A 12,592-nucleotide genomic window follows, 5' to 3' on the forward strand; every position below is an offset into this window, starting at 1 on the left:
ATCACCGCACCCGAGGAGCAGCGCCCATGTGCCGGTCCGACGTCAAACAGGCAGTGCTGGCGAAGAACGACGGCCTGGCCGCGAGCCTGCGCGACGATCTCGCCCGGCAGGGCGTCACCCTCGTCAACCTGCTGTCCAGCCCGGGCAGCGGCAAGACCGAACTCCTCGCCCGGGTGCTGGCCCGGGCCGGGGAACGGGGCGTCCCGGTGGCCGCGCTCACCGCGGACCTCGCGACCGAGAACGACGCCGTCCGGCTGGCCCGGTCCGGCGCGCCCGTCCAGCAACTGCTCACCGACGGGCTGTGCCACCTGGAGGCCCGCCAGGTCGGCGCCCGGCTCACCGGCTGGCTGCCGCCGGACACCTCGGTGCTCTTCGTGGAGAACGTCGGCAACCTGGTCTGCCCGGCCGCGTACGACCTCGGGGAGACCCTGCGGATCGTGCTGATGGCGGTCACCGAGGGCGAGGACAAGCCGCTGAAGTACCCGACCGCGTTCGGCTCCGCCCACCTCGTCGTGATCACCAAGACCGACCTGGCCGGACCGGCCGGCTTCGACGAGAGCCTCTTCCACGAGAACGTGCACCAGGTCAACCCGGGTGTGGAGATCATCCGCTCCTGCGCCCGCACCGGCACCGGCGTCGGCACCCTGCTCGACCGCGCCCTCGCCGCCCGCGACGGCGCCCCGCCGCACCGCCCGCCGCTCGCCCCGCACCCGCACCACCACCCCGCCTCCGCGCCCGTCGCGTGACCGCGCCCGTCACCGGCCCGGTCCGCCGCCGGATCACCGTGCGCGGCACGGTCCAGGGCGTCGGCTTCCGGCCGTACGTGCACCGCCTGGCCGCCGGACTGGCGCTGACCGGGTTCGTCAGCAACACCGCGGACGGCGTGCTCATCGAGGTCGAGGGCCCGCCGGACGACGTCGACCGGTTCGCCGGCCGGCTGACCGAGCAGCCGCCCCCGCTCGCGACCGTGACCGGCGTCGGCTGCGAGGACGTCCCCGCCACCGGCGCCACCGGCCCCTTCACCATCCGCCCCACCGAACGCTCCCCGGGCCGCACCCGGCTCCCGCCCGACACCGCGACCTGCGCCGACTGCCTGCGCGAACTCGCCGACCCCGGCGACCGCCGGCACCGCCACCCCTTCGTCACCTGCACCCACTGCGGCCCCCGGTTCACCATCGCCACCGGGATGCCCTACGACCGGCCGGCCACCACCATGGCCGGCTTCCCGATGTGCCCCGCCTGCGCCCGCGAGTACGGCGACCCGGCCGACCGGCGCTTCCACGCCCAGCCCGTCGCCTGCCCCGACTGCGGCCCGCGCCTCACCCTCGTCCCGGCCGCGGGCCTCGGCGTCCGCCCGGACCGGGACGCGCAGGCCCTCGCGACGGCACGGGCGCTGCTCGCCGCGGGGCGGATCATCGCCGTCAAGGGCGTCGGCGGCTACCACCTGGCCTGCGACGCGACCGATGCCCGGGCCGTCGCCACCCTGCGCCGCCGCAAGGAGCGGGGCGGCAAGGCCTTCGCCGTGATGTGCGCCGACCTGGAGACGGCGGAACGCGTCGCGGTGCTCTCCGCCGCCGAACGGGACGCGCTCACCAGCGCCCGCCGCCCCATCGTCCTGCTGCGCCGCCGCACACCCCCGGACGGCCTCCGCCTCGCCGGCCAGGTCTGCCCGGGCAGCCCGCACGTCGGCCTGCTGCTGCCCTACACCCCCGTGCACACCCTGCTCCTCGGGCTGCCCGGCGACCCGCCCGGCCCCCGGGTGCTGGTCATGACCAGCGGCAACCGCTCCGGCGAGCCCATCGTCACCGACGACACCGAGGCGCTGACCCGGCTCGCCGGACTCGCCGACGCCTGGCTCACCCACGACCGGCCCATCGCCTCCCCGTGCGACGACTCCCTCCTGCGCGTCCGCCCCGACGGCACCGAACAGGTCCTGCGGCGCTCCCGCGGCTACGTCCCCCGCCCCCTGCGCCTCCCGCTCCCGGTCCGCCCCACGCTCGCCACCGGCGGCGACCTGAAGAACGCCCTGTGCCTGGGGGAGGGCGACCAGGCCTGGTTCGGGCCGCACATCGGCGACCTGGGCGACCTGGCCGGCCTCGCCGCCGCCGAACGCGCCGAACGGCACCTGACCCGCCTCACCGGAGTCACCCCCGGGCTGGTGGCCGCCGACCGCCACCCCGGCTACCACTCGACCCGCCGGGCCGCCCGCCTCGGCCTGGGCGAACCGGTGCTGGTCCAGCACCACCACGCCCACATCGCCTCGGCGATGGCCGAACACGGCCTCGACGGCCGCACGCCCGTGATCGGCGTCGCCTTCGACGGCACCGGATACGGCGACGACGGCACGGTGTGGGGCGGCGAGATCCTGCTCGCCGACTACACCGGCTACCGGCGCCTCGCCCGTCTGACCCCCGCCCCGCTGCCCGGCGGCGACACCGGCGTGGCCAACCCCTGCCGGCTCGCCCTGGCCCGGCTGTGGGCGGCGGGTCTGCCGTGGGAACCCGGGCTGCCGAGCGTCGAGGCCTGCACGGAAACCGAACTCGCCGTCCTGCGACAGCAGTTGACGCGCGGACTGGCCTGTGTGCCGACCTCCGGCATGGGACGGCTCTTCGACGCCGTGTCGTCCCTCGTGGGGCTGTGCCACCGCGCCGGATACGAGGCACAGGCGGCGCTGGAGCTGGAGGCGGCGGCGCTGAAGGCCTGGGACGCGGACACGGGCGCCTACCCGTTCGGCCTCACCGAGTGGCGTCAGCCGCCTGGCCTGCGGATCCCGGCGGGCGGGTGGGAGATGAACCCGGCCCCCGCCCTCCGCGCCCTGCTGCGCGACCGGGCCCGCCACACCCCCGTACCCGTCCTGGCCGCCCGCTTCCACCGGGGCGTCGCCCGGGCGGTGGCGCACCTCTGCCGCCGGACCCGGGCGGAGACCGGCCTCACCACCGTCGCCCTCACCGGCGGTGTCTTCGCCAACGCCCTGCTGGAGGAGGAGACCGCCGCGCTGCTCACCGCGGCCGGCCTCACCGTCCTCCGGCACGGCGAAGTCCCCCCGAACGACGGCGGTCTGGCACTCGGCCAGCTGATGGTCGCGGGAACAGCAGCCCACCACGAGACGGAGTGACCCATGTGTCTGGCAGTGCCCGGCAAGGTCGTGTCCATCGACCACCGTGCCGACCCGCTCACCGGCCTGATCGACTTCGGCGGCGTACAGAAACAGGCCTGTCTGGAGTACCTGCCGGACATCGAGGTGGGGGAGTACGTCATCGTCCACGTCGGCTTCGCGCTCCAGCGCCTCGACGAGGAGTCGGCCCGCGCGTCCCTGGAGCTGTTCGGCCAACTGGGGCTGCTGGAGGAGGAGTTCGGTGACGCCTGGGAGCAGGCGGCACGACAGGAGAGCGGGACGGAGGCCCGGTGAAGTACATCGACGAGTTCAACGACCCGGATCTGGCGCGCCGGCTGCTGGACGAGATCCATGCCACGGTCACCCGGCCCTGGGCCCTGATGGAGGTCTGCGGCGGCCAGACCCACTCCATCATCCGCCACGGCATCGACCAACTCCTCCCGGAGGAAGTGGAGTTGATCCACGGCCCCGGCTGCCCGGTGTGCGTGACCCCCCTGGACGTCATCGACAAGGCCCTGGAGATCGCCGCACGCCCCGACGTCGTCTTCTGTTCCTTCGGGGACATGCTGCGCGTGCCCGGAACGGACCGGGACCTCTTCCGGGTCAAGGGCGAGGGAGGCGACGTACGGGTCGTCTACTCGCCGCTGGACGCCGTGCAGCTGGCCCGCAGACACCCCGACCGGCAGGTCGTGTTCTTCGCCATCGGCTTCGAGACGACCGCCCCCGCCAACGCCATGGCCGTCCACCAGGCCCGCCGCCTCGGCCTGGCCAACTTCAGCCTCCTGGTGTCCCACGTCCGGGTCCCCCCGGCGATCGAGGCCATCATGGCCGCCCCCGCCTGCCGGGTCCGGGGCTTCCTCGCCGCCGGACACGTGTGCAGCGTGATGGGCACCGCCGAGTACCCGGACCTCGCCGAACGGCACCGCGTACCGATCGTCGTCACCGGCTTCGAACCCCTGGACATCCTCGAAGGCGTCCGGCGGGCCGTCCACCAGCTGGAGCGCGGCGAGCACCGGGTGGAGAACGCCTACCCCCGTGCCGTGCGCGACCAGGGCAATCCGGCGGCCGTCCGCATGATCGAGGAGGTCTTCGAGGTCACCGACCGCAACTGGCGGGGCATCGGCCGCATCCCGGACAGCGGCTGGCGGCTGTCCGAGGCCTTCCGCGCGTACGACGCCGAACACCGCTTCGACGTCACCGGCATCCGCACCGAGGAACCCGCCGTGTGCCGCGCCGGCGACGTCCTGCAAGGGCTTATCAAACCCACCGAGTGCGAGGCGTTCGGCACGGCCTGCACCCCGCGCACCCCGCTCGGCGCCACCATGGTCTCCAGCGAGGGCGCCTGCGCGGCCTACTACCTGTACCGCAGGATGACCGACAGCCCGGCACCACAGGGATCCCGCATCCCGCGCGAGGAGATGAACCCCGTTGGCTGACCTCGCCACCACGGACACCGCTCCCGTCGACCCCGCCAACTGGACCTGCCCCGCACCCCTGCGCGACCAGCCGGTCGTCGTCATGGGCCACGGCGGAGGCGGCGCCCTGTCGGCGGAACTGATCGAGCAGGTCTTCGCTCCCGCCTACGGCAACCCCACGCTCGCGGCGCTCACCGACTCGGCCGTCCTCGGCCTCGGCGGCGCCCGGCTGGCCTTCTCCACCGACTCCTACGTCGTACGCCCGCTGTTCTTCCCCGGCGGCAGCCTCGGCGACCTCGCCGTCAACGGCACGGTCAACGACCTGGCGATGAGCGGCGCCCGGCCCACCCACCTCTCCGCCGCCTTCATCCTGGAGGAGGGCGTGGAACTGGCCGTCGTCGAGCGCGTCGCCCGCGCCATGGGCGACGCGGCCCGGGCCGCCGGCGTCACCATCGCCACCGGCGACACCAAGGTGGTCGAGTCCGGGCACGGCGACGGCGTGTACGTCACCACCGCCGGCGTCGGCCTCGTCCCCGAAGGCGTCGACATCCGCCCGCAGCGCGCCCGGCCCGGCGACGCCGTCCTCGTCAGCGGGCCGATCGGCCAGCACGGGGTCGCCGTCCTGAGCGTGCGCGAGGGCCTGGAGTTCGGCGTCGAGATCACCTCCGACACCGCGCCGCTCGCGGACCTGGTGGCCACCATGCTGGCGGTCACCCCGGACGTCCACGTGCTGCGCGACCCCACCCGGGGCGGCCTCGGCGCGTCCCTCAACGAGATCGCCCGCGCCTCCGGCACCGGTGTACGGCTGCGGGAGCGGGCCGTCCCGGTCCCGGACGAGGTCGCGAACGCCTGCGGCTTCCTGGGACTCGACCCGCTGTACGTCGCCAACGAGGGCCGGCTCGTCGCCTTCGTCCCCGCGGAGCACGCCGAGGCCGTCCTGGCGGCCGTGCGTGCCCACCCGCAGGGCAGGGGCGCCGCCCTCATCGGCGAGTGCGTCGAGGACCACCCCGGCATGGTCGTCGTCGCCACCGGTCTCGGCGGCACCCGGGTGCTCGACCTGCCGCTGGGCGAGCAGCTGCCTCGCATCTGCTGACACCGCCCTCCCCGGCCCCGCCGTCAGGCCGGGGCCGGGGCCGGCTCCACGTCCGTGATCTCCAGCTCCCGGCCGCCGCGCAGCTCCTGCGAGGGCCGGTCGCAGCGCGGGCACCAGAAGAACGGCGGCATGCCGAGCGTGAACTCCTCGGCACACCCCTCGCACCAGGCCCGCGCCGTCACCTGCTCCACGATCAGCCGGGCCCCGGCGAGCGCCGTGCCGTCGCGGGCCACCTCGAAGGCGAAGTGCAGCGCGTCCGGCACGACACCGGCCAGCTCCCCGACCCGGACGGTCACCGCGGCCACACCGGCCACACCGTCCGCGCGGGCGATCTCCGCCGCCTGTTCCACGATCGCGGTCGCGATCGACAGCTCGTGCACGGCCGGCTCAGCGCGGACGCTTGGCGCCGGAGCGCAGATTGATCATGCGCCAGATGCGCACCTCGCGGATGATGCCCGGGAGCTCGAGGACGAGCAGCCCGAACGCGAGGGCGCCGAGCGCGACACCCTGTGCGATCAGCACGCGCTGTGCCGTCGTCCCCGTCCGCGCCGGAGCGGCCGTCACTCCCGCTGGACGCGTCCCTCTCGCGATGCCCTTGTGCAGTCTCATCCTGTTCCTCATCCCGGCGAGATGTTCGGCATGATCTTCATGATGGCGTCGTGCCGCTTCCAGTGGATCCCGGTGGAACGGCGCGCGTCGGACGTGCCGTCCCTGTGGTGTCCGGTCTGGCGCTTGTACGGCCCGCTGTTGCCCTGGTGCAGCCCGTGCACGTGCCCCGGTGTGTCGGGCTTCGCCTGGGGGCGGCCCACTCGGATGGTGCTCATCGCCGTTCTCCTCTCCTGCCAGCCCTCACGGCCGCTCGGTGAGCTCCGCGAAGAACCGCTCCACGGCCGGCCAGACCCGGCCGCCTCCGGCGAGGCCGCGCCACTCCCGGCGGACCAGCGCGACCATCCGGAAGCAGTCGTCCACCGGCACGATCCAGTGGTGGTCCTGGCCCCGTACGGTGTTCACCAACAGAGCCTCCACCTCGGGTGCCATGGTCGCCAGCGGAGGACACGCGGCACACATCTGAGTCCATCGGCCCGCCTCCACCTCCCAGCGCATCGCCCCGGCCGGGCTCGGGCCCTGCGCGGTGACCGAGCCGTCCGCACGCGGCACGAAGAACACCAGCCCGACCGGCACCCCGAGCGGCCCGGTGTCCACCGGGGCCAGCCGCACCCGGCGGCTCGGCACCAGCAGATACCGGCCGCCGCCCGCACCGTCACCGGCGAACAGCACCGCACACGCCCCGCAGGCGCACAGCAGCTCCTCGCGGTCGGCGGCGTACAGGTGGCGGTGCTCCTCCGGTACGGCTTCCGCGCACAGGTCGCACCGCTCGGGGCCGTCCCGCTCACCGGCCGAGCGGATGACCCGGGCCAGCGCACCGTCCACCCTCACCGCGCCTCCCGCACCAGCAACGAGTCCAGCGGTACGAAGGCGGGCGCGGCCGGCGCGGACAGCTGCTCGACCGCCGTCAGCTCGGGGGCGACGGCCAGCACGGCCTCCCGTACGGCGTCGGCGACCGTGGGCCCGCCGCCGCAGCCGGACCCGCAGCCACTCGCCTCGGTGACCCGCACCCGGGCCACCTGCCCGTCGACGCCGACCAGTTCGACGTCGCCGCCGCGCTCGCGCACCGCCGGCCGCAGCCGGTCGACGGCGCGCTCGGCCCGCCGCGCGGGCGGCTCGGGGTGCAGCCCGTGCAGCACCAGCAGGTGCTCCAGCAACTCGTCCTCGGCGAACCGTGCGGCCTGCTGCTCACCGGCCAGGTCGAGCGCCCGGGCCAGGGCCTCGCCGTAGACCTCGGTCAGCACCCGCACGGCCTCGACGGCGGTGGCCGCCGCGGGACCGGGCGCCGACTCCAGCCCGGCCAGCAGCTCGTCCAGCCGGGCCAGCCGCGCCTCGACGGCCGGGTCCGCGAGCCGCCCGCCGTCAGCCATGGTTCGCCCCGTACGTCGGCGAGTGCACGGTGGAGAGCGTCCTGCCCTTGCCCATGTACATGTGCACCCCGCACGGCAGACAGGGGTCGAAGCTGCGCACGGTGCGCATGATGTCGACGCCCTTGAAGTCGTCGGGCCCGTTCTCCTCGAAGATCGGCTGGCCCTGGACGGCGTCCTCGTACGGGCCCGGCGTGCCGTAGATGTCGCGCGGGCTGGCGTTCCACGGGGTGGGCGGGTAGGGATGGTAGTTGGCGATCTTCTGGTCCCTGATCACCAGGTGGTGCGAGAGGACACCGCGCACCGCCTCGTGGAAGCCGCAGCCGATCGCCTCGTCCGGCACCTCGTAGTTCTCGAAGATCTTCGTCTCGCCGGCCCGCAGCAGCTCCATCGACTCCTCCAGGAACTGCAGGGCCATGGCGGCGGCGTAGGCGACGAAATAGGGCCGGGCGCGGTCCCGTTCGATGGTGTTGCTCCACTTCGGGATGCGCCACTCCAGGGTGGTCTCGGGCAGCTCCTCGCCCCGGGGCAGGGAGATGCGCACGCTGTCGCCGGTGGCCTTGACGTACGGCGTGTCGACCAGGGCGCTCAGCGCGGTCGACCACAGCCGGGCGAGCGGGCCGCCGCCGGTGTCCAGCGCCAGGTGCTGACCCGTCTCGGGGTGGTACCAGCGTGGGCTCATCACCCAGCTGTAGTTGCCGGCGAAGTCCCGCTTCTGCGGCACCGGGACGGTGGTCTGGTTCCAGGGGTGGCGCATGTCGACGGGGTTGCCCAGCGGGTCGTGGGTGACGAACGGCTGCTCGTTGACCCAGTCCTCGTAGAAGGAGCTGCCCAGCAGGACGCGCAGGCCGAGGTTGATGTCGATCAGGTTGTTCGTGACCAGCTTGCCGTCCACGATGATGCCCGGGGTGACGTACATCGCCTTGCCCCAGCGGTTCATGTTCTCGTACCGGTAGTCGACCACGTCCGGGTTCTGCCAGGCGCCCCAGCAGCCCAGCATGATGCGGCGCCTGCCGACCTCCTCGTAGCCCGGCAGGGCCTCGTAGAAGAAGTCGAAGACGTCGTCGTTCATCGCCACCGCCTTCTTCACGAAGTCGATGACGCGCATCAGCCGGGCGAGGTAGTCGGTGAAGGTGTTCGGCTGCGGCATCGTGCCGACGCCGCCCGGGTACAGCGTGGAGGGGTGGACGTGCCGCCCCTCCATCAGGCAGAACATCTCCCGGGTGACCCGGCTGACCTTCAGCGCCTCCTTGTAGACCTCGCCCTCGAAGGGGTTGAAGGCCCGCATGATGTCGGCGATCGTCCGGTAGCCGTGGATGTCCCCGCGGGGCGCGTCGGTGCGCTCGGCGCGGGCCAGCACACCGGGGTTGGTCGCCTTGACCATCGCCTCGCAGAAGTCCACGAAGACCAGGTTGTCCTGGAAGAGGGTGTGGTCGAACATGTACTCGGCCGCTTCGCCCAGGTTGGTGATGTTCTCGGCCATCCGCGGCGGCTTGACGCCGTAGGCCATCTGCTGGGCGTAGTTGGAGCACGTGGTGTGGTTGTCGCCGCAGATGCCGCAGATCCGGGACGTGATGAACCCGGCGTCGCGCGGGTCCTTGCCCTTCATGAACACCGAGTAGCCCCTGAAGAGCGACGAGGTGCTGTGGCACTCCACGACTTCCTGGTTGGCGAAGTCGATCTTCGTGTAGATGCCGAGGTTGCCGATGATCCGGGTGATCGGGTCCCAGGACATGTCCACGATCTGCGCGGGCTTGCGCCCGGTGACCCGGGTCGGGTCCTCGGTGGTCGTCATGTCGCTTCCTGCCCCTCGTTCGTCGTAGGCGTGGGTGGGTGCCGGCGCTCAGGGACGCCAGTACGGGTCGTAACCGGTGGTCAGTTCCGGTCCGTTGTGGTGCCACTTGGGCTCGCGGTTCACCGCGATGCTGGTCAGGCCGCGCAGCCGTCGGACGACGGCGCCGTACGGCTTGAGCAGCGCGGACGACAGGGCACCGCCGGTCGGCTCGTCCATGAACGGCATGAACGCGTCCGGGAAGCTGGGCATGGTGCAGCCGATGCAGATGCCGCCGACGTTCGGGCAGCCGCCGATGCCGGCCATCCAGCCGCGCTTGGGCACGTTGCAGTTCACGACCGGCCCCCAGCAGCCGGTCTTCACCAGGCACTTCGGGGAGTTGTAGTCCTTCGCGAAGTCCGCCTGCTCGTAGTACGCGGCCCGGTCGCAGCCCTCGTGCACCGTCTTGCCGAACAGCCACTGCGGGCGCAGCATGTGGTCCAGCGGGGGCGGCGGGGCGGCCCCGGCCGCGTGGTAGAGCACCCAGATGAGGGTCTCCATGAAGTTCTCCGGCTGGATCGGGCAACCCGGCACGTTCACCACCGGCAGCGCGCCCTGCGACCTGAAGTCCCAGCCCAGGTAGTCCGCGAGGCCCATGCAGCCGGTGGGGTTGCCCGCCATGGCGTGGATGCCGCCGTACGTGGCACAGGTGCCGGCGGCCACCACCGCCCAGGCCTTGGGCGCCAGTTGGTCGATCCACCAGTTGAGGGTCTGCGGCTCGCCCGTGTCCGGGTCGTTGCCGAACGACGTCCAGTAGCCGTCGCCCTCGATGATGTTCTGGTTCGGGACCGAACCCTCGATGACGAGGATGAACGGGGACAACTCCCCGCGCGCCGCCGCCCGGTAGGGAGCGAGGAAGTCCTCGCCGCCCAGACTGGGGGAGAGCACCTTGTTGACCAGGTTGACCTTCGGCAGGCCCGGGATGAGTCCGGCGACCAGGTCCTCGATGCCGGGCTGCCCGGCGGCCGTCATGGACACCGTGTCGCCGTCGCAGCTCATGCCCTCGGAGATCCACAGGATGTAGATCTCGTCGAACCCGTTCCCGCGCGCCTCGGACCGGCTGGGTTCACGCGTCACTTCGGTGGTGCCGCTCTGAGTGGTCATGTCGTCGGCCTCCGCTGCAGTCGGTCTCGGAGTCGGTCGTAGGCCGCGGCCAGGGGGGCCGCGAGGGTCAGGGCGGGCGGCTGGTCGGGGGCGTGCGGGTGCGGGCGGGTCGGCGCGGTGGCCTTGGCCTGCCCGATCAGCTCGCCCAGCCGGTCCAGTTCATGCTGGGAGACGGCATCCCGCAGCCGGGGCATCAGGGTGCCCTCCTCCTCCTGGATGTGCTCCGACACCTCGCGGCGCAGTTCCGCCACCAGCTCGCCGGTCCGCTGGTCGCCCTCGCCGAGCCGGTCGAGTGCGAGGAGGGTCTGCTTCACCCCCATGTGCTCGCTCAAGTGCTCGTCGATCTCCCGGTCGCCGTCCGGCAGCACCTTCCTGGCGAGGGGGTACAGGAGCATCTCCTCCAGCGCCGCGTGCTTGGACAGCTCACGCACCAACAGCTCCACGACACCGCGCCGCTGCCGGTCGGAGGCCGCGGCCTCGTAGTCGCGGAACAACTGCTCGACCATCCGGTGGTCGTGCATGAGGACGTCAAGGGCGTCCATCGAACCGTCCCTCCTCCGGCCCGCCGGCCGGACGCTCGGGCGGCCGCGGGGACTGCGGCCGGATCGGCCGGCCCGGACCCGGTGGGGCGTCGGGGCCGAGCGATTCGACCTCGTCGGGCCGGAAGTAGTGGAAACGGCCGTACCAGCCGTGGAGTTCGGCGGCCGGATCGTCGTCGACCGTGACGGCCAGGTGCGTGCTGCCGTCCACGTCGTGGAAGACCGCGGCCACCCGCGCGGTGCGCCCGGCCAGGAACATGTCCTGGGCGTCGGCCCCCCGGCCGCGCGGACACAGCCGCACCCGGCTGCCGCCGCCCACGGGCACACCGTCCACCAGCACGGTGTCCGTCGCCGGGGACAGCCCGTCGTCGCCTCCCTCCTGCCACCAGGCGGGCCGCTCGGGAGCGGGGGCCGGCGGTCGTTCGGGAGCGGGGGTTCGTGGGGTGAGGGAGCGGATGGCGCCGTGCAGCCGGGAGAAGACCTCCTGGGGCATGGTGTCCACCCGGTCGAGGATCCGCGCGGCCCGCGGGTCGGTGGCCCGGGCCTCGGCCTTCTCCTCGTCGGTCAGCAGCATCGTGCGCAGCGTGAGGATCTCGTCGATCTCCGCCGCGTCGTGCAGATCGCCCGGGCTCTCCGGCGCCACCTGGGGATGGTCGGGGAGGATGATCGGCGCGGAGAGCAGCAGCGCGCCCGTCGCCCCGTCACCGCTCGCGGGCTCCGGCGGGGCGCCGCCCAGCACCGGGAACGTGAACGCGTTGCGGCAGCCGCGGACCTGCTCCGCGAGAGCGGCCGGCGGATCGATCAGCGACACGAACTCCACGCCGTCGCCGGTGAGGAGGGTGTGCGTGGCGAGCAGCGCCTGCCCCAGCACCGCACTCCGGGGGGCCCGCGGGTCCGGCGCTTCACCGGTGTTCTCGGTGCGCACCCGCAGCCGGCACAGCCCGGGTCCGAGCCGCTCGGCCGTGACCGTAGCCCCGGCCCGCACCTCCCGGCGCCGGCGCACGGTCCGCCCCGCCCCCGCCGGCAACGGCTCGTACTCCGCCCCGGCCGGCGCTCCCACGGCGACGGTCCGGCCGCTCCGCAGCAACTCCTCCAACGACAGCACCAGTTCGGTCTCGCGGGGCACGGCCTCCTCGAACGACAGGTGGGCGGTCCCGTCGGCCGTCCGCAACGACTCGACCGGACGATGCGTCCCGTCCCCGTCGGCCGCCTCCACCTGCTTGTGCTGGAGTTGCAGGTACCGCACCCGCACCCGGACGGCCGCGTCGGCGCGCCGCACCCGCAGCAGACACTCGGTCTGCTGGTACCAGGAGTCGGCGGAACCGGAGAGCCCGGGCGTGACCGGCCCGTCCCGCTCCACCCAGTTCCGGGGCAGCAGCACCCCGAACTGCCAGCGGACCCGGTTCTTCGCCGAGGACCGGCGATAGGGATAGAGCAGGTAGCCCTCGTAGAGCACGGCGTCCGCGACGGCACTCAGCTCCGCACAGGCCTCGCCGGTTGCGTTCGCCATGCCCTCTCCTCG

General features: G+C 73.2%; 14 protein-coding genes. 5 read left to right on the plus strand and 9 right to left on the minus strand.

What is annotated here, in order from left to right; translation table 11 throughout:
* The first annotated feature begins 26 nt into the window (after positions 1–26).
* From hypB to hypE, 5 genes are read left to right on the plus strand one after another with little or no spacing between them, the layout of a single operon-like run.
* The gene (hypB, locus tag OO52_RS06270; protein ID WP_030641801.1) at positions 27–746 is read left to right on the plus strand and encodes a hydrogenase nickel incorporation protein HypB; all 720 of its coding nucleotides are present in this window, start codon (positions 27–29) and stop codon (positions 744–746) included.
* Complete coding sequence (gene hypF / locus OO52_RS06275; protein ID WP_030641804.1) at positions 743–3,115, plus strand: carbamoyltransferase HypF; 2,373 nt, start codon at positions 743–745, stop codon at positions 3,113–3,115. Before hypB ends, hypF begins: the two co-directional genes overlap by 4 nt.
* A gap of 3 nt (positions 3,116–3,118) precedes the next feature.
* Positions 3,119–3,409, plus strand: coding sequence for a HypC/HybG/HupF family hydrogenase formation chaperone (locus tag OO52_RS06280; protein WP_030641806.1), 291 nt, complete (start codon positions 3,119–3,121; stop codon positions 3,407–3,409).
* Positions 3,406–4,551, plus strand: coding sequence for a hydrogenase formation protein HypD (gene hypD, locus OO52_RS06285; protein ID WP_030641807.1), 1,146 nt, complete (start codon positions 3,406–3,408; stop codon positions 4,549–4,551). Before OO52_RS06280 ends, hypD begins: the two co-directional genes overlap by 4 nt.
* Entirely contained in the window at positions 4,544–5,623 is a 1,080-nt protein-coding gene (hypE, locus tag OO52_RS06290) for a hydrogenase expression/formation protein HypE (RefSeq protein ID WP_030641808.1), read from the plus strand. Before hypD ends, hypE begins: the two co-directional genes overlap by 8 nt.
* A gap of 23 nt (positions 5,624–5,646) precedes the next feature.
* Here the strand turns inward: hypE and hypA are convergent, their stop codons facing one another.
* The 9 genes from hypA to OO52_RS06335 all read right to left on the minus strand — a co-directional run bounded on the left by hypA (position 5,647) and on the right by OO52_RS06335 (position 12,580).
* On the minus strand, positions 5,647–6,003 hold the full coding sequence (gene hypA / locus OO52_RS06295; protein ID WP_030641809.1) for a hydrogenase maturation nickel metallochaperone HypA: 357 nt from the start codon (positions 6,001–6,003) through the stop codon (positions 5,647–5,649).
* 7 nt (positions 6,004–6,010) lie between these two features.
* Positions 6,011–6,145: a hypothetical protein gene (locus OO52_RS53920; protein WP_267881460.1), complete on the minus strand. Its 135-nt coding sequence runs from the start codon at positions 6,143–6,145 to the stop codon at positions 6,011–6,013.
* 95 nt (positions 6,146–6,240) lie between these two features.
* The gene (locus OO52_RS06305) at positions 6,241–6,447 is read right to left on the minus strand and encodes a hypothetical protein (protein ID WP_030641811.1); all 207 of its coding nucleotides are present in this window, start codon (positions 6,445–6,447) and stop codon (positions 6,241–6,243) included.
* Between the two features lie 25 nt (positions 6,448–6,472).
* Positions 6,473–7,060: a DUF5947 family protein gene (locus OO52_RS06310; RefSeq protein ID WP_030641814.1), complete on the minus strand. Its 588-nt coding sequence runs from the start codon at positions 7,058–7,060 to the stop codon at positions 6,473–6,475.
* On the minus strand, positions 7,057–7,599 hold the full coding sequence (locus tag OO52_RS06315; protein ID WP_030641816.1) for a NifU family protein: 543 nt from the start codon (positions 7,597–7,599) through the stop codon (positions 7,057–7,059). The genes OO52_RS06310 and OO52_RS06315 overlap by 4 nt, the downstream gene beginning before the upstream one ends.
* Positions 7,592–9,391 (minus strand): nickel-dependent hydrogenase large subunit, encoded by a 1,800-nt coding sequence (locus tag OO52_RS06320; protein ID WP_030641817.1) that lies wholly within the window; start codon positions 9,389–9,391, stop codon positions 7,592–7,594. Before OO52_RS06320 ends, OO52_RS06315 begins: the two co-directional genes overlap by 8 nt.
* A 48-nt stretch (positions 9,392–9,439) precedes the next feature.
* A complete protein-coding gene (locus OO52_RS06325) occupies positions 9,440–10,531 on the minus strand; it encodes a hydrogenase expression protein HypE (RefSeq protein ID WP_030641819.1) in 1,092 nt (363 codons plus the stop codon).
* Positions 10,528–11,073 carry a hemerythrin domain-containing protein gene (locus tag OO52_RS06330; RefSeq protein ID WP_030641820.1) on the minus strand — a complete coding sequence of 182 codons (546 nt, stop codon included), beginning with the start codon at positions 11,071–11,073 and terminating at the stop codon, positions 10,528–10,530. The genes OO52_RS06325 and OO52_RS06330 overlap by 4 nt, the downstream gene beginning before the upstream one ends.
* Complete coding sequence (locus OO52_RS06335) at positions 11,060–12,580, minus strand: hypothetical protein (protein ID WP_030641821.1); 1,521 nt, start codon at positions 12,578–12,580, stop codon at positions 11,060–11,062. Before OO52_RS06335 ends, OO52_RS06330 begins: the two co-directional genes overlap by 14 nt.
* Between the last annotated feature and the right edge of the window lie 12 nt (positions 12,581–12,592).

Origin of the sequence: Streptomyces flaveolus (genome assembly GCF_000716535.1) — a bacterium.
Taxonomy (GTDB): domain Bacteria; phylum Actinomycetota; class Actinomycetes; order Streptomycetales; family Streptomycetaceae; genus Streptomyces; species Streptomyces flaveolus_A.

Bases quoted from the DNA above. Each gene is read 5' to 3' on its own strand.
- OO52_RS06280 (WP_030641806.1), top strand. From the start codon at position 3,119: ATGTGTCTGGCAGTGCCCGGCAAGGTCGTGTCCATCGACCACCGTGCC.
- OO52_RS06325 (WP_030641819.1), bottom strand. From the start codon at position 10,531: ATGACCACTCAGAGCGGCACCACCGAAGTGACGCGTGAACCCAGCCGG.
- OO52_RS06315 (WP_030641816.1), bottom strand. From the start codon at position 7,599: ATGGCTGACGGCGGGCGGCTCGCGGACCCGGCCGTCGAGGCGCGGCTG.
- OO52_RS06320 (WP_030641817.1), bottom strand. From the start codon at position 9,391: ATGACGACCACCGAGGACCCGACCCGGGTCACCGGGCGCAAGCCCGCG.
- hypB (WP_030641801.1), top strand. From the start codon at position 27: ATGTGCCGGTCCGACGTCAAACAGGCAGTGCTGGCGAAGAACGACGGC.
- OO52_RS06305 (WP_030641811.1), bottom strand. From the start codon at position 6,447: ATGAGCACCATCCGAGTGGGCCGCCCCCAGGCGAAGCCCGACACACCG.
- OO52_RS06330 (WP_030641820.1), bottom strand. From the start codon at position 11,073: ATGGACGCCCTTGACGTCCTCATGCACGACCACCGGATGGTCGAGCAG.
- OO52_RS06335 (WP_030641821.1), bottom strand. From the start codon at position 12,580: ATGGCGAACGCAACCGGCGAGGCCTGTGCGGAGCTGAGTGCCGTCGCG.